The 19466-nt window shown below is 54.9% G+C and carries 16 protein-coding genes; 4 read left to right on the plus strand and 12 right to left on the minus strand.

Annotated features, from left to right (window positions below):
* Nucleotides 1-10: 10 nt before the first annotated feature.
* From fdnG to ACN0UH_RS03155, 3 genes are all read right to left on the minus strand, one after another.
* Nucleotides 11-3091 carry a formate dehydrogenase-N subunit alpha gene (gene fdnG, locus ACN0UH_RS03145; RefSeq protein WP_417660673.1) on the minus strand — a complete coding sequence of 1027 codons (3081 nt, stop codon included), beginning with the start codon at nucleotides 3089-3091 and terminating at the stop codon, nucleotides 11-13.
* Between the two features lie 123 nt (nucleotides 3092-3214).
* Nucleotides 3215-5968 carry a PAS domain-containing sensor histidine kinase gene (locus ACN0UH_RS03150; protein ID WP_417660674.1) on the minus strand — a complete coding sequence of 918 codons (2754 nt, stop codon included), beginning with the start codon at nucleotides 5966-5968 and terminating at the stop codon, nucleotides 3215-3217.
* Nucleotides 5969-5977: 9 nt separating this feature from the next.
* Nucleotides 5978-6436, minus strand: a complete 459-nt coding sequence (locus ACN0UH_RS03155; protein ID WP_417660712.1) for a TadE/TadG family type IV pilus assembly protein — start codon at nucleotides 6434-6436, stop codon at nucleotides 5978-5980.
* Nucleotides 6437-6693: 257 nt separating this feature from the next.
* Here ACN0UH_RS03155 and ACN0UH_RS03160 point away from each other — a divergent pair, with 257 nt between their 5' ends.
* Together ACN0UH_RS03160 and ACN0UH_RS03165 are read left to right on the plus strand one after the other, a co-directional pair.
* Nucleotides 6694-7170, plus strand: coding sequence for a prepilin peptidase (locus ACN0UH_RS03160; RefSeq protein ID WP_417660675.1), 477 nt, complete (start codon nucleotides 6694-6696; stop codon nucleotides 7168-7170).
* 153 nt (nucleotides 7171-7323) lie between these two features.
* Complete coding sequence (locus ACN0UH_RS03165; RefSeq protein WP_417660676.1) at nucleotides 7324-8100, plus strand: response regulator transcription factor; 777 nt, start codon at nucleotides 7324-7326, stop codon at nucleotides 8098-8100.
* 86 nt (nucleotides 8101-8186) lie between these two features.
* Here the strand turns inward: ACN0UH_RS03165 and ACN0UH_RS03170 are convergent, their stop codons facing one another.
* The 9 genes from ACN0UH_RS03170 to cpaB all read right to left on the minus strand — a co-directional run bounded on the left by ACN0UH_RS03170 (nucleotide 8187) and on the right by cpaB (nucleotide 18054).
* Nucleotides 8187-10253 carry a TadG family pilus assembly protein gene (locus tag ACN0UH_RS03170; protein WP_417660677.1) on the minus strand — a complete coding sequence of 689 codons (2067 nt, stop codon included), beginning with the start codon at nucleotides 10251-10253 and terminating at the stop codon, nucleotides 8187-8189.
* Between the two features lie 282 nt (nucleotides 10254-10535).
* A complete protein-coding gene (locus ACN0UH_RS03175; protein ID WP_417660678.1) occupies nucleotides 10536-10838 on the minus strand; it encodes a DUF3613 domain-containing protein in 303 nt (100 codons plus the stop codon).
* Nucleotides 10835-11614, minus strand: coding sequence for a tetratricopeptide repeat protein (locus ACN0UH_RS03180; protein ID WP_417660679.1), 780 nt, complete (start codon nucleotides 11612-11614; stop codon nucleotides 10835-10837). Before ACN0UH_RS03180 ends, ACN0UH_RS03175 begins: the two co-directional genes overlap by 4 nt.
* Nucleotides 11611-12513, minus strand: a complete 903-nt coding sequence (locus tag ACN0UH_RS03185) for a type II secretion system F family protein (protein ID WP_417660680.1) — start codon at nucleotides 12511-12513, stop codon at nucleotides 11611-11613. Before ACN0UH_RS03185 ends, ACN0UH_RS03180 begins: the two co-directional genes overlap by 4 nt.
* Before the next feature lies 1 nt (nucleotide 12514).
* Entirely contained in the window at nucleotides 12515-13396 is an 882-nt protein-coding gene (locus ACN0UH_RS03190; protein ID WP_417660681.1) for a type II secretion system F family protein, read from the minus strand.
* Complete coding sequence (locus tag ACN0UH_RS03195; RefSeq protein WP_417660682.1) at nucleotides 13393-14664, minus strand: CpaF family protein; 1272 nt, start codon at nucleotides 14662-14664, stop codon at nucleotides 13393-13395. Before ACN0UH_RS03195 ends, ACN0UH_RS03190 begins: the two co-directional genes overlap by 4 nt.
* Nucleotides 14661-15833 (minus strand): pilus assembly protein, encoded by a 1173-nt coding sequence (locus ACN0UH_RS03200; protein WP_417660683.1) that lies wholly within the window; start codon nucleotides 15831-15833, stop codon nucleotides 14661-14663. The genes ACN0UH_RS03195 and ACN0UH_RS03200 overlap by 4 nt, the downstream gene beginning before the upstream one ends.
* 9 nt (nucleotides 15834-15842) lie before the next feature.
* A complete protein-coding gene (locus ACN0UH_RS03205) occupies nucleotides 15843-17087 on the minus strand; it encodes a type II and III secretion system protein family protein (RefSeq protein ID WP_417660684.1) in 1245 nt (414 codons plus the stop codon).
* Between the two features lie 19 nt (nucleotides 17088-17106).
* Nucleotides 17107-18054 (minus strand): Flp pilus assembly protein CpaB, encoded by a 948-nt coding sequence (gene cpaB, locus ACN0UH_RS03210; protein WP_417660685.1) that lies wholly within the window; start codon nucleotides 18052-18054, stop codon nucleotides 17107-17109.
* Between the two features lie 287 nt (nucleotides 18055-18341).
* On the opposite strand from cpaB, the gene ACN0UH_RS03215 reads away from it, so the two are divergent.
* Nucleotides 18342-18581 (plus strand): Flp family type IVb pilin, encoded by a 240-nt coding sequence (locus tag ACN0UH_RS03215; protein WP_417660686.1) that lies wholly within the window; start codon nucleotides 18342-18344, stop codon nucleotides 18579-18581.
* 46 nt (nucleotides 18582-18627) lie between these two features.
* The gene (locus ACN0UH_RS03220; protein WP_417660687.1) at nucleotides 18628-19041 is read left to right on the plus strand and encodes a response regulator; all 414 of its coding nucleotides are present in this window, start codon (nucleotides 18628-18630) and stop codon (nucleotides 19039-19041) included.
* The last annotated feature ends 425 nt before the right edge of the window (nucleotides 19042-19466 follow it).

Here is a 19466-nt window from a genome sequence, read left to right on the forward strand (position 1 = left end):
GCGTCAGCTCCTATGCCTTTTCCACGTTGACGAGGAAGGACTTGAACTCCGGCGTTTGCGTATTGGCGTCACCAACGAAGGGGGTCAAGGTGTTGGTCAGGTAACCATTGCGCGCCGTACCGGAGAACCCCCAGTGAATCGGGATGCCGATCTGGTGCACGGTTTTACCATCGACCGTCAGCGGCTTGAGGCGCTTGGTCACCACCGCAACCGCCTTGATGTAGCCACGGTTGCTCGACACCTTGACCCAATCGCCTGCGGCGATACCCAATTCCTTACCCAGCACCTCACTCATTTCCACAAACTGCTCGGGCTGCACAATCGCGTTCAGACGGCAGTGCTTGGTCCAGAAGTGGAAGTGCTCAGTCAGCCGGTAAGTAGTTGCGGCATACGGGAAGTCAGCCGCGCTGCCAAACAGCTCCATATCACCCTTGAACACCCGCGCAGCGGGGTTGCTGGTGACACGCGGGTCGTCAGGATGCAGCGGGTTGCGCCCGATTGGTGTTTCAAACGGCTCGTAATGCTCAGGGAATGGGCCCTCGGCCATCTTGTCGACAGCAAAGAATCGCGCCACCCCTTCCGGGTTCATGATGAACGGATTCATCCCCGCCTCTGGCGGTGAATCCGCCTTGAAGTCAGGCACATCGGCGCCAGCCCATGACTTGCCGTTCCAGAACACCAGCGGCTTTTTCAGGCCTTGCCACGGATTGCCTGCCACATCGGCAGATGCACGGTTGTAGAGAATCCGCCGGTTAGCAGGCCATGACCAAGCCCAGCCAAGGGTTTGACCGATACCGTACGGGTCCGAGTTGTCACGCCGCGCCATCTGGTTGCCCTGCTGGGTCCAGGAGCCACAGAACAGCCAGCATCCGCTGGATGTACTGCCGTCGGCGCGCAATTGTGCAAATCCGGCCAGTTGATCGCCACCTTTAACCAGCAATGCGCCGCTTGCAGGGTCGGTCAGATCGGTTATCGCCTTACCTGAATACTCCTTCGCGAGTTCTTCCGCCGACGGTTCATCCGGCTGCAAATACGGCCAGTCAAGGTTAAGGATTGGGTCCGGGAATTTACCGCCGTCCTTGGAGTACTTCTCACGCAAGCGGTGATACAAACCGGCCATGATCTGGATGTCAGTTCGTGCTTTGCCCGGTGGCTCTGCGCCTTTCCAGTGCCACTGCAGCCAACGGCCACTGTTGACCAGCGAACCATCTTCCTCAGCGAAACATGAGGTTGGCAGGCGGAACACCTCGGTCTGAATATCTGCGGTATTAACGTCGTTGAACTCATCAACGTTACGCCAGAACTCAGAGGTCTCTGTCGCCAGCGGGTCCATGATTACCAGGTATTTAAGCTTGGCCAGCGCCGCGCCAATCTTGGCCTTGTTCGGGAACGAGGCAATCGGATTGAAACCCTGACAAAAGTAACCATTGACCTTGCCTTGGTACATCATGTCGAAGACTTTCAGTACGTCGTAACCCGGCCCTGGTGCATCGAGTTTAGGCAGCCAGTCGTAGCCCCAATTATTTTCAGCGTTGACGTTTTTGCCGTACCAGGCCTTCATCAGGCTGACATGGAATTTCTCGTAATTATGCCAGTATGAAAGTTGCCCCGGACGCAGCGGTTTACTGGTGCGCTTGGCAATGTAGCCCGCGTAGTCCTGCTCGGCATCGCTGGGCAGCGTCAGATAGCCCGGCAACAAGTTCGACAGCAAGCCAAGATCCGTCAGCCCCTGAATATTGGAGTGACCGCGCAAGGCGTTCATGCCGCCGCCTGGCATACCAATATTGCCCAACAGCAACTGCAACATGGCGCCAGCACGAATCATCTGCGAGCCGGTTGAGTGTTGAGTCCAGCCGAGCGCGTACATGATGGTCATGACTTTGCCCGGTGCCGAGGTTTCGGCGATGGTCTCCCAAACCTGCATCATCTGGGTTTTCGGCGTGCCGCAAATGCTGCTGACCATGTCCGGCGTATAGCGGCTGTAATGCTTCTTCAACAGGTTGAATACGCAGCGTGGATGACTCAGGGTCGGGTCAACCTTGGCATAGCCATCTTCACCGACTTCGTAGCCCCAGCCGGATTTGTCCGGATAGCCGCGTTTGGCTTCGTCGTAGCCGCTGAAGAACCCGGCTTCGAAATCATAACCTTCGCGCACGATAAAGCTGACGTCGGTGTAGTTACGGACGTACTCGTGCTGGTACTTGTCGTTTTCGATCAGGTAATAGATCAGTCCGCCGAGGAAGGCGATGTCCGAGCCGGTACGAATAGGCGCGTACAAGTCTGCCACCGATGCGGAACGAGTAAAGCGCGGATCGACCACAATCAGCTTGGCGTTGTTATGCGCCTTGGCTTCGGTCACCCACTTGAAGCCGCACGGATGCGCTTCAGCAGCGTTGCCGCCCATAATCAAAACCAGATCGGCATTCTTGATGTCGGTCCAGTGATTGGTCATGGCGCCGCGGCCAAACGTCGGGGCAAGACTTGCCACCGTCGGGCCGTGTCAGACACGTGCTTGGTTATCGAATCCTAATATGCCGAGTGAACGCACCACTTTATGAGTGATGTAACCCGCTTCATTGGACGATGCCGACGCAGCGAGAAAGCCGGTGCTCAACCAACGATTGACCCTTTGGCCTTGCTCGTTGGTTTCAATGAAGTTGGCATCACGATCCTCCTTCATATGCCTGGCAATTCGCTCCAGCGCAGTGTCCCACTCAATATCTTTCCACTCATTTGAGCCAGCTTCACGCACCTGCGGAACCTTCAGGCGGCTTTCGCTGTGCACAAAGTCGAGCAGCCCGGCGCCTTTAGGGCACAAGGTGCCGCGATTGACCGGGTGATCAGAATCACCTTCGATATGGATGATGTTTTGCGCAACGTTTTTCGCGGCATCGCCCTGACTGTACATAATCAGGCCGCAACCGACCGAGCAGTAAGGACAGGTATTGCGCGTTTCGATCGTGCGCGCCAGTTTGAAATGGCGTATCTGGTCGGCATAGGCATTGGGCGGTGCAACCCCCAATGCCGCTAGGCTCGACGTTCCAAGGCCTACAGCGCAGACCTTGAAGAACTGTCGACGATTCATATCCATCGTGATTCTCCTGCATCAGGCAGTTGTCGTCCCGATACATTGCCGGAACGTAGCACGATGAAGACTAGCTGGTACGTAGCTTTTCGCCAGCACTCGACAGAACTTTAGTTATGCTTTGCCATACTAAAGGCTGGAACTAGAAGCTGGCGGCAGCAGGATGCTGAAACAGGCGCCCTCCTCGCGATTGAAAACCCTTAACTGCCCGCCCATTTGTTCGATAATGCCGAAGCTTACCGACAACCCCAAACCTGTGCCTTTGCCCGCAGGTTTAGTGGTGAAAAACGGCTCGAAGATTCGCTCAAGCAAACGCGGTTCTATGCCTCCGGCGTTGTCCTGCACCTCAATCAACACGCCTTCTGGCAATAAAGTAGCGGACAACGCAATACGCGGCGCAAACTCAGGCTCACGCTCCAGCCGCGAGAACAGCGCATCGCGGGCATTGACCATCAGATTGATCAACACCTGCTCAAGTTGATCGCCGTGGCCACTGACCTTGACCGTAAAATCTACCGGTTCAAAATGCAGCTCGACACCTTTGCCCAATAAACCATCGCGCAGCAGCGACATGGCACCTTCTATTGCCTGCATCGGATCAAACAACGCATGCTCCGCCTCGGAACGGCGCCCGAACACCCGCATATGATCGACAATTCGCGCCGCACGCAGCACCTGCGCCTCAATCCGCTTCAGCTTGTCTTCCAAGTATTCGGCAGGTACGTCACCAGCTGCGATGCGCTTGAGGGTATTGGCCACAGCCATGCGCATCACATTCAGTGGCTGGTTCAACTCATGGGCCATGCCGGTCGCCATCTCGCCGAGCGTGGCCATCTTCGCGCCTTGAAACAGCTGCTGCTGGGCTTTTCGCACTTCGGTGTTGTCACGCCCAACGGCCTGTACTTCAAGCAGGTTGCCTTGCTCATCAAAAATTCCGCGATCGGCCCACACCCACCAGGCATGCTCACGCCCCGGCAACTGCATGCATATTTCAGCGGTGCTGATTGGCTGCTCTGGCGTGAGGCCAAGCAGGCGTTGCGCAAAGGCCTCACGTTGCTCGGCAGAAAGCCACTCGCCAAGGTTGGCACCAATAAGTTGCTCAGTGCTGCGTTCCAGATAATCCGCTAACGGCCGGTTGGCGAAGTTGAGCGTCAGGTCGGGCAGATAACGGCAAATCATCGCTGGCGAATCCTCGACCAAAATCCGGTAACGTTCCTCACTCTCGCGGATACGCTCAGCAGCAAGCGTGGCTTCGGTGATGTCCAGCCACAGGCCAACAGCTTCTCGCGGCTGACCCAATTCATCGCGCAGTAATTTCGACTCATCCAGCAACCAGTGATAGTTGCCTTGACGGTCACGCAGCCGATAGCGACAACTGACCGAGCCGCTTCGCAGTAACTGCCGCGCACGATTGAAGAAGGTTTCGTGGTCATCCGGATGAACTATTTCTGCGAGTAAACCCGCTTGCAGCTCGGCCAGACTCCAACCCAGCAAGGGCTGCAAACTGTCGCTGCAAAACTCCAGACTTAAAGCCCCATCGTTGTAGCGCTGCACGTAAATCACCGCAGGCGCGCTGGCGATCAGATTGCTTAAGCGCTCATGCGCCTCCGAAGCTCTGGCTTGCTGCTCTTTAATATCGCTGATATCGATCAGAAAGCCATAAATGCGCAGATTATTGCCCGCCCCTTTGGCCAGGGCTTGCAGGCGATACCAGCTATAACCGACAGTTTCATCAGCAACCTGCAACCGCAGGCACTGGATAAAACTCTGCCCCCCCGCAATCAAGCGATTAAGACGCACCCGAAACTCGTCACGATCACCGGCATGAATGCGCTCAAGCCATGCGGGCAATTCAAGTCCGCTGGCAAGCTCAATGCCCAGCGTAGCGGCTAGCTCTGGCGCCAATTGCAATCGTTGATCAAGGCTGTTGAACTCCCACCAACCGGCACCCAGTAAACCTTGCAAGGCACTTTGCCGGTCTTGCTGATGAGCCTGCTGCAGTGCTTGCAAGCGCCCGGTTAATGCGGCTCCAATCTGGTCAAATAAACGTGTCCAGTCGGCAACCTGCAACGCCGGAGCATGCATTTGGGCGTCAAAGCCTGCACAGAGCAGCCAAGCAGATGTAACCCCTTGGTACTGATACGGCGTAATAAAGCCAAGACCTTGAGGAAATAACACCTGAAGTCCGGGATGTTTGGTTAACGTCAGCGCACTGAGCTGCTGCGGACTGGCTTGTTCCAAGTCGTCAAAGATCTTCCCCAGCGCCTGTTCATCGCGCCAAACTTGGCTGTTATGCACATTTTGCTGGGCATAAACCCGCCAGTCACCGGCCTTATCACGCAGGGCAATCGCCACGCTGGGAATACGTAACCTTTGGCGCAACTCAGACAACACCTCGACCGTCGCAGACTGCAAACGCTCTCCTGATTGATAACCCAGGCGCTGGGCAAAGTCAGCGGCCTCGGTCAGCACATGACGGCGCAAGTCGCTGCTGCGCGCCTGCTCGACTAAATCAGACACATCCAACAGTTGCAGCAGCCAGCCTCCGGCATGGGCCTGCAGCCAGCCACGCAGGGTTATAACCGCGCCACCACGACCGTTGAAATCAAGTTCAAGCATCTGCTGTTGATAGCTCGGAATATCGGCTGCCAAGGCCGAGCCTTTGCACAAATAATCATTTAGTGGATGCTGTGTTACAGCTATTGCCAAACGCGCGGCTAATGGCCCGGCGATGCGTGTAACCAAGCCTTGGGTGTCCAGATAAAGGCTCAGCCCCGCCGAACTTGGCGGCGTATTTACTGACGGCTGCGGCTCTGAATCCGCAGGTAAATGATTGCTGGCGGTCAGATCATGTTTAGGGGTGAAACCGAACCAGCTCGCCATAGCCTTTCCTTAGTTATTCAACTTGATGCTAGCTGTTGCAACAAGATCATCTGGTAAGTTCGGCACTCGCCCAATACCCGGCAAGACCAAAAACGGCACCAGTGGGTTTGTGTTGTACGGATAGCTGATGCGCACACTCATCACACCGTCAGCACCCGGTGCGGTGATAACAACCGCGACCAGGTCACGGGTTGAGTTGGGCATCCAGCTCAGCTGTTGATCAATAACATCTGACGCTTCCTGCTGGTAATCCGCCTGCCCCGGTACCAGCCCAACGGCTTGGCGCACCGCCTCGGCGGCTGCGTTGTTAAAAGACTGCATCATCAACAATGGCAGGCTATAACTGACGGTGCCGTAGAAAATTGCAAAAAACAGTACGAATACCAACGCGAACTCGATCGCGGCAGCTCCTCTCTGGCGGCGACCAAAAGCCCTTGGGAACCTCTGAAAAACTACTGCGCTAGGTATTACTGCGTTGAAAAGCTGCTCAGAATGCTCATTTAGGGCAACTAAACTGCGCGTCTTCGCATCTTTTCGCCTTGTACTCCCGTCGCTCGCTACCTTTTTCAGAGGCTCCCTTGTAATGATCTGTTGCATTTTCGATGCCTCCACTGCACACCCGCAATCCAAGCAGGGTTGAAGATTCAGTTTAATTTGTAGAGCATTCACTCTATTGTACGAACGTACCATTTCCTGATCCTCAACTAACAGAGCACACAACACCCATGAATATCGCTATTTTGCTCGTCTGGCTTGCGGTCTGCGCCGCACAAGATGTGCAGCAAAAGCGCATTTCCAATTGGCTGACATTCGGCGGCATTGCCTTCGCCCTTATCTATTTATTGCTCCGCGCTGAAAGCCTGCTGGGCCACACACCCGTGGAGGCCTTTATTGCCGCGGCCTTCGCCATATTACTCAGCCTGCCCGGTTACATGCTTAACAAGCTGGGAGCGGCAGACGTCAAGCTGCTGGTCTTCATTGGCCTTAGCAGCAACAGCCAAATGCTATTGATGACGATTGCTGTCGCTGGTATCTGCTTCATCGCGTGGACAGCTTCTGCAAACAAGATTTGGCCAACCCTCAGCAGCAACACACAAAAACGACTCAAATACCTGAAACCACACTCAAAAACAGCTTATCCATACGGGCTATTTCTTTTCGGTGGTTTTTTGACATCCTTTATTCTGACTAAAACTTTCTGAATACAAACAAAGTGCTATACCTTAAGTATGGGACGAGCGTACTCACTGCTTGAAGTCTTTGATTTCTATGCATGGGTTGCTCGGCGTATGGGCATGAGCTGCTAACACAACATCAAAACCATTAAAAAAATTAAAGCAACCGGGTGAGCTGACATGGAAAGGCATCAACGCGTGGTAAAACTCCTCGTCGTGGACGACGAACCGGATATCGTTGAAGAACTTTGCGAGTTTCTTAATCACAGTGGCTACACCTGCATTGGTTGTCACAGCGCGCACGAAGCGATCGAATTGTTCTGCGCGGACCCGCAAATCGGCATTGTGCTCAGCGATTTGCATCTTCCGGGCAAGGATGGCATCAGCCTGATCAATACGTTGGAGAAGACCTACGACGGTAATCGCCAGTTCGAAGCGATTATTTTCACGGGTCAAACCAAAACCCAGGATGTGGTTTCGGCAATGCGGGCGGGCGTTGCAGACTTCTATCAAAAACCCATCAATATGGATGAAGTTGGCCGAGCGGTCAGGCGCCTTGAACGGCACTTGCAAGAGCGCATGGACGATGGCGCTAAACTCGACCAGATGAACCAGAAGCTGCACTTTCTGGCTGAGTCTATCGGCGAGTTGCATCTGGATCTGCACCAGATGCGCAGTCACTTTGGCCAGCCTGAACTCACTCCTGCCGCAGAGTCTGCTGAAGCAATCCCCGCACACTTCAACCAACTGTCTCCACGGCAACTGGAAGTCGCACGCCTGATTGGCAAGGGCCTGACCAACTATCAGATCGCCTGCGAATTGGGGATTACCGAAAATACGGTGAAACTCTACGTGTCGCAGGTACTGCGCCTGACCCATATGCATAACCGCACGCAATTGGCTTTGGCGCTGTCGCCGAGTCGAAAGAGTGAAGGCTCTGCGGCAACCGCTCATTGATGGAGCGCTGCGTTTAATGCCCAGCTGACCACGAGCACTTGCACCCGCAGAGCCAGTAACTGCAAAAGAGCAGCGCGCTACCGAGTTCATAACAACAACTCAGCGCGACTGCCGCATGTCAGGTTGGCACCGACATCGGCTTCAGCTAGGCCAATTCCCAAGCCGTTAAGCAGCGTGCTGACAAGTGGGTCAAGTAATGGCCCAAGTACGTTCTTGATCACACCCTCCAAGCTACCAAGCAGCGCACTGATAAGACCTACCGAGGTGTTTATCAAGCCGCCCAGTAAGCCTGGGCTGCTGCTTGTATAGGGTTCTAAATCGAGACCTGCCAATGTAGCGCCCAAGCTGTCCACCACACTGTCGTTAGCATCTATAAACTCGTAATGAGGCGTCTCCCCTACATTAGGCAGTTGATTTGCTGTCGACTCGTATACCAAAGGTACATCCACCCCACTGCCTATTACGCTTGAATTGAGGGTGAGGCCAAGCCCGGAGCGAACGGTAAACGCCGCTAGTTTTGGGTCTGAAACCCAGCCGCCGCCCGCTTTTGCCCATTGCAGTCCAGAGCATAAGCCTAGTAAGCACGATGTCGGTCTAAGTGTCTGTTCACCCAGCTTCACTAACGCAAAGGGTTCGGCGACCGGAGTGTTGGGGCCGTTAAATATTTGGTCCAAGGCATCTGCTGAATCACTGCCCAACTTACCGACTGCAAGATTTAGAGCAGCGGTTGTCACATCAACATCAAGAGTCTTATCTGTACTACTAGTACAGCTGTAATCAGTAACCCGTGCTTGCGCCTCGGCGACATCGAGCATCACGTCAACTTGACCGCCGGGTAATACCTGCGCAGCACTAACCTTCAGCTGCGGACACAACGGTGCAACACAAGCCAGGGAACCAATAAGATTTCCAACAGCACCGACCAAATCGAGGTTTAGCGCGCTATTCAAAAAACTGTTTAACGACGCTCCTGCTGCGGGTTGTAAAAGACCATCCAAAGCATCGGTTACCCCACTCAAATCAATGCTCAAATAGGTGCGAATCTGCGCCGAGCGCACGGCTATCTGATTCGGTCCATACGGGTCTGCTTTGGCCAGTTCAGGATTACCGATGGCCGACAATTGTGGTGGCTCGATGACTTTGATATTCAGGGTGACGTTGCTCAACCCCGGCACCGTAATGGGCAGGCTGGCAAAGGCTGCGCTTTTACTGTTGGCCAACTCGACCGTGCCCTGAACCAACTGCAGAAGATTGAGCGCGGTATCTAGCCCCGCCTTCTGCGTAGCGCTTTGTACATTGATCAGCTCGCCCAGTTGCAGCAGTGGTGAGGCGGCTGGGACCACCGCAGACAGAGCGGTAAGCCCTGCAATCGCCGCATCCAGATCAGCGCTGGTACCCGACTGCTGCAGCGTGGTCGCGGCAACATCCAACAAGGTGCCGAGCGACAGATTCTCCTCAAGCAACGATTGATAATCCCCCGCTGTAATACCCTGACTGATCGCCAGTTGATCGAGATAATCCAGCAGGCTTATCTGGCTCTTGGCCAAGCCATCCCAACCCACTGCCGAGAGATTGACCGAACCACCGAGCAGGCCACCAATCAGGGCGTTGAGTAGCGGCGACTGAGTTGAGTCAACCGTTGCCAGCGTGGTGCGCAAGGTTAATGCGGCAAGTGGCTCGCGCTTGGCTGCAACAGCTTGGGCAGCGATTGTCACCTGCTGGCCGAATATCCCGCCCAGAATCAGGCTGGCGGGCACCTCGCGACGGGCATCAACTTGAATCGCACTGCCGGTGGTGTCTGCAGTAAAGCTACGGCGGCTGCCGCTTTCATCGACATTACCGCATGTCGCGACCAGCGTGCGCTGGGCATCAAGGGTAAAGCCGTTACGGATTTGCGCGTTCTCGGCCGCATAGGTTTGCGCGGTTGTCGTGCCAGCACTCGCCTGGCAATTTCCATCACGAAGCACCGCTTCCAGTGCAGCCATATCCGCCACACGCTGAACGCTGCGCTTTTCCAAGTACAAGCGACCGCTATCGATTGCCAGCATTAAAAAGGCAAGCGCCATCAGCATCACCAAGGCCGCCATGATGCCAATCGCACCGCGCTGGCGTTGATAGCTCAGCGCATGTTGAGGAGAACGCCTGCTAGCCATGCTATTGCTCCTGCGCGTAGGGTGTGACAAATGCAACTTGTCCACCATCGTTGAATCTATTCACCGCTGAAACGGCGGACAAAAAAAGCGTTGTCCGCCCTACTTGGGCGGGTGTGACAGGTGCAACTTGTCCACCATCGTTGAATCTATTCGCCACTGAAACGGCGGACAAAAAAGCGTTGTCCGCCCTACTTGGGCGGGGTGTGACAGGTGCAACTTGTCCACCATCGTTGTATCTATCCACCGCTGAAACGGCGGACAAAAAAAGCGTTGTCCGCCCTACTAGTTACTGCCGCCAGTTGACATTTGCCCGCCCGTTTCCTGTTCATAAAACTCAGGGATCGGGTGGCTATAACTGTCGAGCCAACGCTGGTATGCCAGTTCGCGCTCAGCCGGTGTCGCCCTTTGCAACTTCATTGACGCCGCCCGGCCATCACGCTGGATAGCGAGCCAACTTTCGGTTTTTGAATGCTGCGGTATCGGCCTGCTCGTTGCTGGTTCTTCCGCGTGGACGGATGCCGGAAAAAGCAAACCAAAAGCAATCAGATAGCAAACGACCAAAGGGTGTTTTGGCAAGCCGTTCATGGCTGGACGTCCTGTTCAATTTGGCTGACGGTTTCGGCGAATACGCTGATTGTGGCGACTGCTGCTTGCTCAGTTTCTGACTCCTGAGTGGCCAGCGGTAATGGAACCTGTGCAGCGGATTTAAGCTGTTCGGAACGCTGTAACGCTTCACGAACCTGAGCCACGCTCAAGTGCAAGCGTGAAACCAGATCGGCGGCTTGCTGCGACTTGTTTTCTACAAACAACAGGGCCAGCAGGTTGGTGGCTGGCAAGCTGTCTGACTGGCTCAATTCAACGGCGGTTAAAAACTCAAAGCGAGCATCATCGGTACGCTTTTGCGTGAGATAAACCATGCCAAGGTCATTGCGAATTTTGGCGTCGGTTGGCGCCAGGGCAGCAGCTCGTTCGAGACGTTGCATGGCCTCGACTTGATCACCACGCGCTGCTGCAAGCTGGCCAAGACCTTGCTCACCTGCGGCCGTCAGACAGGTTCCAATCAAACTTTGATAAAGCGCCTGAGACTCTCCGCGACCAATGCTGCGCATGATCCGCGCTTGACGCAATCGCACCTCCGGTGAGGATTGTGGCAGCCCTTGCAAGTTAGCCAACGCGGCATACAGACGCCCCTCATCCGCCATCTCTTTGGCCAGATTCAGCGCCAATTCCTGCTCCTGAGTGGGCTTGTTGGCACAGTCTTTAGCGTTATCTGCGGCATACCCCGGCATTATCTGATTGGCCGTGCAGCCACTTAACACCACGGCGCACAACACGCTGCCAAACACTGTTGCAAACTTCATGAAATACCTCCAAGGGCGCGGCCGATTGCACTCATTCCTGGCCCGGCCAGAACGATCAGCAATGCAGGAAACAGAAACAGCATCATCACCACCGACATCTTCCCTGACAGCTTGGAGATGTACTCCTGAAGGTTGGTCAAGCGGCGTTCATCGAGCAGCTTTTTCAGCGCCAGCAGAGAGCTCATTGCACCGCCACCCTGGCGAATAAGCTGCTGCAGAATCGCCAAGCTATCGCTCAGCTCATCGACATCCAGTTGCTTGCCCATGATGCTAAGTTCGTCTGCCAGCTCCAGCCCTGAGTCAACATGCTTGAGCACTGCGTCGAGTTCTGTCGTGAGTACTGGCAGTAATTTTTTACTTTCCAGGGTGATGACCCGCAGGGACTGTTCAACCGTCAAGCCGGCATCAAATAAAATGCGCAACAGCGGAATGAATATGGATACTTCGTTAACCAGTTGCTGTTGACGCCGAGCCGCTGCCAGTGACAGCACGCGTTTGGGCAACAAAAAACCGCAACCCAGGGCCAGTATCCAGAACACCCAGACTTTTTCCGGGGGCTCGGCCAGAAACGAAATCACCAGCACCACCAGCCCGAGCATGAGAAACGGCAACAGTAATTGGCAGGCCATGTACAACGCCCGCTGATTGGCCCGCCGCCAGCCGATACGGTTGAGCAGTACGTGCGTTTCACCATCAAGGCTGAGTAGCTTGCGTCCCAAACCGCTACGACCGAGCTGCTGAATCAGTGCATCGCCCCGCCGTCCCTTATGCTGAGATTGCTCGCGGCCACCAACCAGGCGCTTGGCAACAAGAGCCCGTACCCGCTGTTGCTGTAATGCATTGGCAATCAACAATGCAGCCGCCATGGACAGCAGCAATACCATCACCGCCCAAGCCATGTCAGATACTCCTCAGCATGCGCCACAACATCACAGTGCCCAGCACTTGTAGGATGAATGCGCAAAGGAGCATCTTTTGGCCGCTGCTATCGAGCCACATGCTCATCAAATAGCCCGGATTCACCGCCAGGATATAGGCAGCCATCGAAACTGGGAGTACCCCCAGCACCACAGCCGTCAGCCGTGTTTCACCGGTCATTGCGCGGAGCTGCCGGGCGATTTGCTCGCGCTCCTGAATCACTTTGATCAGGCCAGCCAATAATTCGCTGGCACTGCCACCGAAGCGATGATTAACCTTGACGCCCAAGGCGAGAATCCGCAGCTCTTCTTGCTCATACAGTTCGGCAACATCATCCAGTGCTTCCGGCAAGCTAACGCCTAATTTCACGTTACGCTGCACGCGCGCCAATGCGCCATGCAGTGGCTCTGGCGCGGTATCGATACCCTTGACCAATGCATCACCCAAAGTCCGACCGGTTTGCAGGCTGCGCATAACCTGATCAAGCATCTGCGGTAACTGATGCACCACACGCCGCAGACGCCGACGATAACGCCAGCTCAGAAACATATGCAGGCCTAACGGCGGCATCACCAGCGCAACCAAAGCAAACATCCAGCCGCCAACGAGCTGACCGAGTACCAGCAACACCATCCAGAGGCTGAACAAGAGCCCGAGCCGTTCATTGGGTAACTTCAGACCTGCCCGTAGAAACGCACGTTCCAGCCAACCCCAACGGGTATCCTTGATCATTTCGGGTTTGGCTTGACCGAGCCGCTCAATCACATGTTCGGTGCGTGACTGGCGCCAGCCATACTGCATAACCAGCAAGGCCAACGCAGCCAATACCAGGCAAATTGCAGCCAACAGCAGCGACGCGTTCACTGGAGTTCCCGCCAAGTATGCTGAAGCTTTTCACTGGCTGGATTCATTGCCTCGCGGAGGAATTTCCCAGAATGACGCTCGAGTCGGAACAAGGTGTTGGTGACGTAAACATCATCACGAATCCCGACCACCTCGACCACTTCACTCACGCAGCGGCGGCCATTGGGCAAGCGAGTCAGCTGGATAACTACGTCGAGTGCAGCGCAAATCATCTGGCGCAACGTACGCTCAGCAACTTGACGCCCGGTGAGGCCGACCAAGGTTTCCAGACGCAACAATGCATCTTGCGCGCTGTTCGCATGCACGGTGCTCATTGAACCGTCGTGGCCGGTGTTCATCGCCTGCAATACGTCGATCACTTCAACGCCGCGAATCTCGCCGAGAATGATCCGGTCCGGGCGCATCCGCAAGGCGTTACGAATCAGATCACTGGCAGCCACTTCACCATGCCCTTCAGCATTCGGCGGACGGGTTTCGAGGCGCACCACGTGCGGGTGATTAAGCTGCAATTCAGCGGTATCTTCGATGGTGACAATCCGCTCATGCTCAGCAACCAACAAGCTCATGACATTGAGCATGGTGGTTTTACCGGTGCCGGTGCCGCCGCTCACCAGTACGTTGCAGCGTTGGTTCACGGCCAGCCGGATAAACTGCAGGACCGCTTCATCAACCGACTGATGCGCAAGCAAATCCGCACTTTGCAGCAAGTCCTTGCGAAACTTACGCACTGACAAGCAAGGGCCATCAAGCGCGATTGGCGGAATAATTGCGTTAACCCGACTGCCGTCTGGCATACGCGCATCGACCATCGGGCAAGACTCATCGAGCCTGCGCCCTAGCGGTGCCAGAATTCGCTGAATCACCCGCTGCACGTGCTGATCATCAATAAAGCGCAGGTCGCTTTGATGAAGCATGCCGTCACGTTCGATAAATACGCGATTCGGGCCATTGACCAGAATCTCCGTCACCGAAGCGTCGTGCAGCAGCACTTCAAGCGGGCCAAACCCGGTAAGTTCATCAACCAATTCTTCTGCCAGCCGCTCCATCTCGTAACGCGACACGGCAAGGTGATGGCGATTGACGTAATCCACCACGCGATCTGTGACAAAGCGCGAAACCTGCGGCCGTGGGCTCTCAAGAATATTGACCCCTTCATCGTCAATTGCATCGATGATGAAGCGGTGCAGGACCAGCTTCAGACCCTGCCCGTCATATTGGCCTTCCTGACTGTAACGGGCGGTGCCGCCAAACAGTGTTTCACCACTCATGCGGACTTCCTCCGCGGCCACGGCCAGCGTGAAGCGCGTGCCTCTTTACGTCGCTCGGCCAACAGGCAACCTAAATGCCGAAGTGCTTTGCTGATGCGTTCGCGGGGCGACACATCAAACAAACTGCGGCCCAGGTTACGTGCGCTCATGCGTACTTCCGGGCTGGACGGCAACACTTCAATCACCGGCAGCGCAAAGGTTTTGCCCAGGGTTTCGCTATCCGGGGCAACGCTAGGCATGTAACGGTCAACCAGCAGGCTGGCGTTGTTTAACTTAACCCCGGCATCGCGCCAGTTAGCCAGCAACTCAAGGTTGCGCTGACACCCCGAGACCCCTTGATCGGTGCACCACAGCAACCGCTCGGCGTTACCCACAAACAGGCGTAGCGCTTCGCTGTCAGGCTGACCCGCAAGATTGACCACTATGTATTGGAAGTGCTGACGCAGCGCGCCGAGTAGCAGGTACAACTCTGCAGCAGTGGCGGTTTCAAGCGGTTTATCCTTAGCCGTTTGCGAGAGTACGCGCATGCCACAGCCAGTCTGGCTGAATGCGCTGTCAATCAGGCTTGCATCCATACGCCGGGTATTGCGAATGGCATCGGCAAAATTGAACGAGGCTTGCAGGCCCAATGTGGCCAAGCACTCGCCCGGCGGCAGCCCCAGATCGAGAAGCAAGGTGGTTTGACTGGTCTGCGAAATCGCCAGCGCCAAATGGCTGGAAATCAAACTTGCATCGACGTCCTGTTGACGACAATACAGAGCAATCAATTTGCCGGTTTGTGCGCTCGGCTGCAGGCTCGGCATGCGCCTACTCAAATGCCGAACCAAGCCTGTCACTTCACTGGTACGCGCTCCGTAGGCAATAAAATCACGCGCTCCTGCACGCATGGCGCTCAATACCAGTTGGTTATCCAAGCCATCGCCCAGCGCCACAATTGCCAGCATCGGCTTGGCTTCAAGCACCCCTTCTATCAGCGAGCTTTGCGCCACCAGATTTTCACGATCCAGGCCAACAAATAACAAACCGGCACCGGTCACGTCCGCCAGTGATAACACTTCGTTTAAAGCACCATTACCTACTTTGAGCACTTCGCCCAATGAGTTCAATGATCCCCGCAACCACTCAAGATCGGCGTCATTACGGGTCAAGGCTAAAAATGTCTGACTCATAACCAACCCCTATTGCGACAAGCCGGAGCGCTTGTCGAAATTACCGTTCTCGAAGAAGTACATCTTGAAAAAATTCGGATCGTAATTGCGCAGGTTCTCTCCGGGTAAGGAAGGCATTTGTGCATCAGCGGCGAGCGGCTGAACCAAGTGCGGCGTGACAACCATCAGCAGCTCGCGGTCTTCGCGGTTAATGTTGGTCGAACGAAAGAAGGCGCCCAGAATCGGGATATCGCCCAAGCCAGGAAACTTGTTCAACTGAGCGCTATTGCTGCTGCTGATCAAGCCGCTGATGACAAAACTTTCACCGTCAGCCAGGCTGATGCTGGTGTCTGTGCGGCGCACATTCAGCGCCGGAACCACGGTGCCGGCGATCTCAATGCCCGCAGCAAAATTCAACTCACTCACCTCAGGCGCAACCTTGAGGTTGATCCGGTTATTGCCCACCACAGTTGGAGTCAGGGTCAGACGAACACCGAACTCTTTGTATTCAATGCTGATGTTGTCGCTGCCGCTGCTTGGCACCGGGACCGGAAATTCGCCACCGGCGAGAAAACTTGCACTCTGACCACTCAGCGCAACCAGGCTGGGCTTGGCCAGGGTGTAGGCGAAGCCGCTGCCTTCCAGGGCATTCAAAATGCCCAGCACCTTGCTGCTGCCACCACCAAAGACAACATTGAAACCGCTATTGACCAGCGGAATCGCCGGGCTGATACCACCCACAAGTCCGGGAGAAACAGTGACCCCGCCGACAGTTCCGGGCGCACCGAAAAGAAAGTTGTTGGAGCCTGTACCGAATAACGAGGTGCTCGCCTCTTTCATCTTGCTGCGGCTGACTTCAACAAAACGGATGTCTGTCTGCACTTGGCTGACGGGCAGCTCCAGCGAATCGGGTTGCACAGGACGAGCCATTGCCGCCGTGGCCAAACCTTCGACATAAACCATGCTGCTGCGCGGCTCAGAGCTGCATGAGGTCCAAACCATCAAGCTGGTGGCGCCTGATTTTTTACCGGTTAGCAAAAAACTGTCATTACCGGTCAGGCGCACGTCTGCAGTATTGGGGTCGCCAACGGCAAGACGTTTGATCGCCATTGGATAACGGATTTGCTGCTGCAAACCTTGGCCGACTTCAATCACCGGGGATACTGCCGCGAGTGATGAACAGGCTGCAGGCGCAGCCCCGACCTGAGAAGCGCTCAACACGGCGCAGCTCATAAAACTTAGGGTAAGAACAATCCGACGACTCATACAGATCATGGTCTTGCTTCCTTGCAGGTCAGGGAGTTTGCCAAGAGTTTTCTACGCCGCGAAATACCTGGACTCCAGGGCTGCGGGCAGCCGCTCGAGGGGCTCGATTGGTCACCACACGCGGCAACGCCTTGCTCTCAAGATTGTTCAGCGGCAGTAGGCTGCGTGTTTTCTCATCGAGTGCGACCAAGTTGATCTCACCTGCGGCATAACGCTTGTGCAAATCTTCATCAGCACTGCGCACGGCCAAACGCAAAGTCCCGGCCTGGCTGGCCAGCATTAAACGAGTTACCAACTCTTGCGGCACCGCAAGAACCACGCTGCGCCCGGCTCTCGGTTGTTTTTTCTTATCGTCCTCGTCTTTGATCTGCACCGCTTGGCCATTGAGGTTCGGCCCCAGTTCCTGGCCATAACTCAAGAGCCGCACAGCAGGCACCGCAACCTGAGCGGTTTGCTGCTTTTCACCCTCCTTCTCCTGCATGAACAGCAGCACATCGACGTAGTCACCGGGACGTACATGACCGCCACCGCTGATCACTTCATCAACCGCTACGGCGACTGCACGCTCCTGTGGACGAATCATTTGCGCCAGCGGGCCGCCAGCGACAAAGCTTTCCTGGCTTAGCCAAGCGCCTGCGCCGATAGGGTTCCAGCTGGTACGCCCAACGACTTGTTCAATGCTTGAGAAACTGCCTTGAGGCGCGACACGTAACTGCTCAATGGCAACATCTTCAACCTTGATTGGCACAAACGGCGATAAAGCCTTAACTGCAACCACCACAGCTGAACGCTGCGCATTGTCAGTGGCCTCATCGATACGTGTAGTCAGGGTTTGAGGTTGTTCAGTTGCTTGCGGCGCTACGGCTGCATCACTGGAGGGTGGCGGTTGTTGACTCAGAGTTATTCCCCAATACCCTGCAACCACTGCTCCCAGTAATAAGACTCCAGCCAACGCCATGGTAACCCGGCTGTCCATGGTGACTCTCTCCTTTGCCCTGACAACTAGTGAATGCCTTTATTGTTTTACGTGTTCGGCATCAATACAGGTGGCAGTAAACGGCTTGATAAGCACACGCCTCTCGGGCGTAAAACCCTTGCGCCAAAGCGTTTACTGGCTAGGTACAGTGATAGCTGGAATTGCGCTACTTCGCCACTATGCCTTTATAACTATACCCATGGGTCTAATTACTTCTTACAGTTGCGCCAGAGCCCTGCGTAGACAATGCTCATGGTGCAAGTACGTCTGTGTATAAGGAGATTAAGATGTCCCTGATTAATATGATTCGAAAACTGCATATTGCCGCCGTGGTTAAAACCACCACCTTTCTAAAAGAAGAAAAAGGAGCTGCGGGTATTGAATATGCCATTACCGCAACCTTAGTTGCTGTGGTACTGGTTTCTTTCTCAAGCGATATCAAGACCGGTTTGGATACAGTTTTCGGTCAAATTTGTGACGCACTCGGCTCCAATTGTGGAATAGCGCCAACAGCCACTCCAGATTAGTTAGACCTGACTTTATTAAGTTAGATATCAAGCTAGGAGTTACCCCATGCGCCATCAATCCAACGAGCGCCATGAACTGCTGTTGGTCGATGATGAAGAGGATATTCTGCTGGAGCTGGCAGAAATGCTGGAATTTGAGGGCTATTGCTGTCACACCGCAATCTCGGTGCGCAAGGCCCTCGAGCAACTTAGCCGTCACCCTTACATAGGGCTGGTTATTACCGACTTGCGCATGCCTGAAGAGAGCGGTGCAAAACTGATCCAACACCTGCGCGAACACTGTTCGCGCCAACACCTCCCAATTATCGTTACTTCAGGTCACGCCGACGCAGACGAAGTGACTGATGTGCTGGGCCTGAATGTCATCGATTTTTTCAAAAAGCCGATTTACCACAATCGTCTACTGGAAATACTTAACAGGCTGCTGCCGACAATGCCGGTGACAGCCATGAGGTATTGAGCAGTAGCTCGACGGTATTATTGATTAGCTTTAACTCCACGCGCTCCCCGCCCCAGTGGCCGGGAGCTTTTTTTATGTCGCGATCAAACACGTAACTCAGCCATGGTGGACAAGCTGCGCGTTGTCACACCCTACGCGGTGATGTTTATCGTAGGGAGGACAGCGCTTTTCTGTCCGCCATTTCATTTGCGACGCGGAATTTGATTGCCTGACGATTTATGGTGGACAAGCTGCGCGTTGTCACACCCTACGCGGTGATGTTTACGTAGGGCTGACAGCGCTTTTCTGTCCGCCATTTCATTTGCGACGCGGAATTTGGTTGCCTGGCGATTTGTGGTGGACAAGCTTCGCGTTGTCACACCCTACGCGGTGATGTTTATCGTAGGGAGGACAGCGCTTTTCTGTCCGCCATTTCATTTGCGACG

The organism is Pseudomonas sp., from assembly GCF_048265905.1.
Taxonomy (GTDB): domain Bacteria; phylum Pseudomonadota; class Gammaproteobacteria; order Pseudomonadales; family Pseudomonadaceae; genus Aquipseudomonas.

Bases quoted from the DNA above. Each gene is read 5' to 3' on its own strand.
- ACN0UH_RS03150 (WP_417660674.1), bottom strand. From the start codon at position 5,968: ATGGCGAGCTGGTTCGGTTTCACCCCTAAACATGATCTGACCGCCAGC.
- ACN0UH_RS03160 (WP_417660675.1), top strand. From the start codon at position 6,694: ATGAATATCGCTATTTTGCTCGTCTGGCTTGCGGTCTGCGCCGCACAA.
- ACN0UH_RS03165 (WP_417660676.1), top strand. From the start codon at position 7,324: ATGGAAAGGCATCAACGCGTGGTAAAACTCCTCGTCGTGGACGACGAA.
- ACN0UH_RS03170 (WP_417660677.1), bottom strand. From the start codon at position 10,253: ATGGCTAGCAGGCGTTCTCCTCAACATGCGCTGAGCTATCAACGCCAG.
- ACN0UH_RS03175 (WP_417660678.1), bottom strand. From the start codon at position 10,838: ATGAACGGCTTGCCAAAACACCCTTTGGTCGTTTGCTATCTGATTGCT.
- ACN0UH_RS03180 (WP_417660679.1), bottom strand. From the start codon at position 11,614: ATGAAGTTTGCAACAGTGTTTGGCAGCGTGTTGTGCGCCGTGGTGTTA.
- ACN0UH_RS03185 (WP_417660680.1), bottom strand. From the start codon at position 12,513: ATGGCTTGGGCGGTGATGGTATTGCTGCTGTCCATGGCGGCTGCATTG.
- ACN0UH_RS03195 (WP_417660682.1), bottom strand. From the start codon at position 14,664: ATGAGTGGTGAAACACTGTTTGGCGGCACCGCCCGTTACAGTCAGGAA.
- ACN0UH_RS03200 (WP_417660683.1), bottom strand. From the start codon at position 15,833: ATGAGTCAGACATTTTTAGCCTTGACCCGTAATGACGCCGATCTTGAG.
- ACN0UH_RS03205 (WP_417660684.1), bottom strand. From the start codon at position 17,087: ATGATCTGTATGAGTCGTCGGATTGTTCTTACCCTAAGTTTTATGAGC.
- cpaB (WP_417660685.1), bottom strand. From the start codon at position 18,054: ATGGACAGCCGGGTTACCATGGCGTTGGCTGGAGTCTTATTACTGGGA.
- ACN0UH_RS03215 (WP_417660686.1), top strand. From the start codon at position 18,342: ATGTCCCTGATTAATATGATTCGAAAACTGCATATTGCCGCCGTGGTT.
- ACN0UH_RS03220 (WP_417660687.1), top strand. From the start codon at position 18,628: ATGCGCCATCAATCCAACGAGCGCCATGAACTGCTGTTGGTCGATGAT.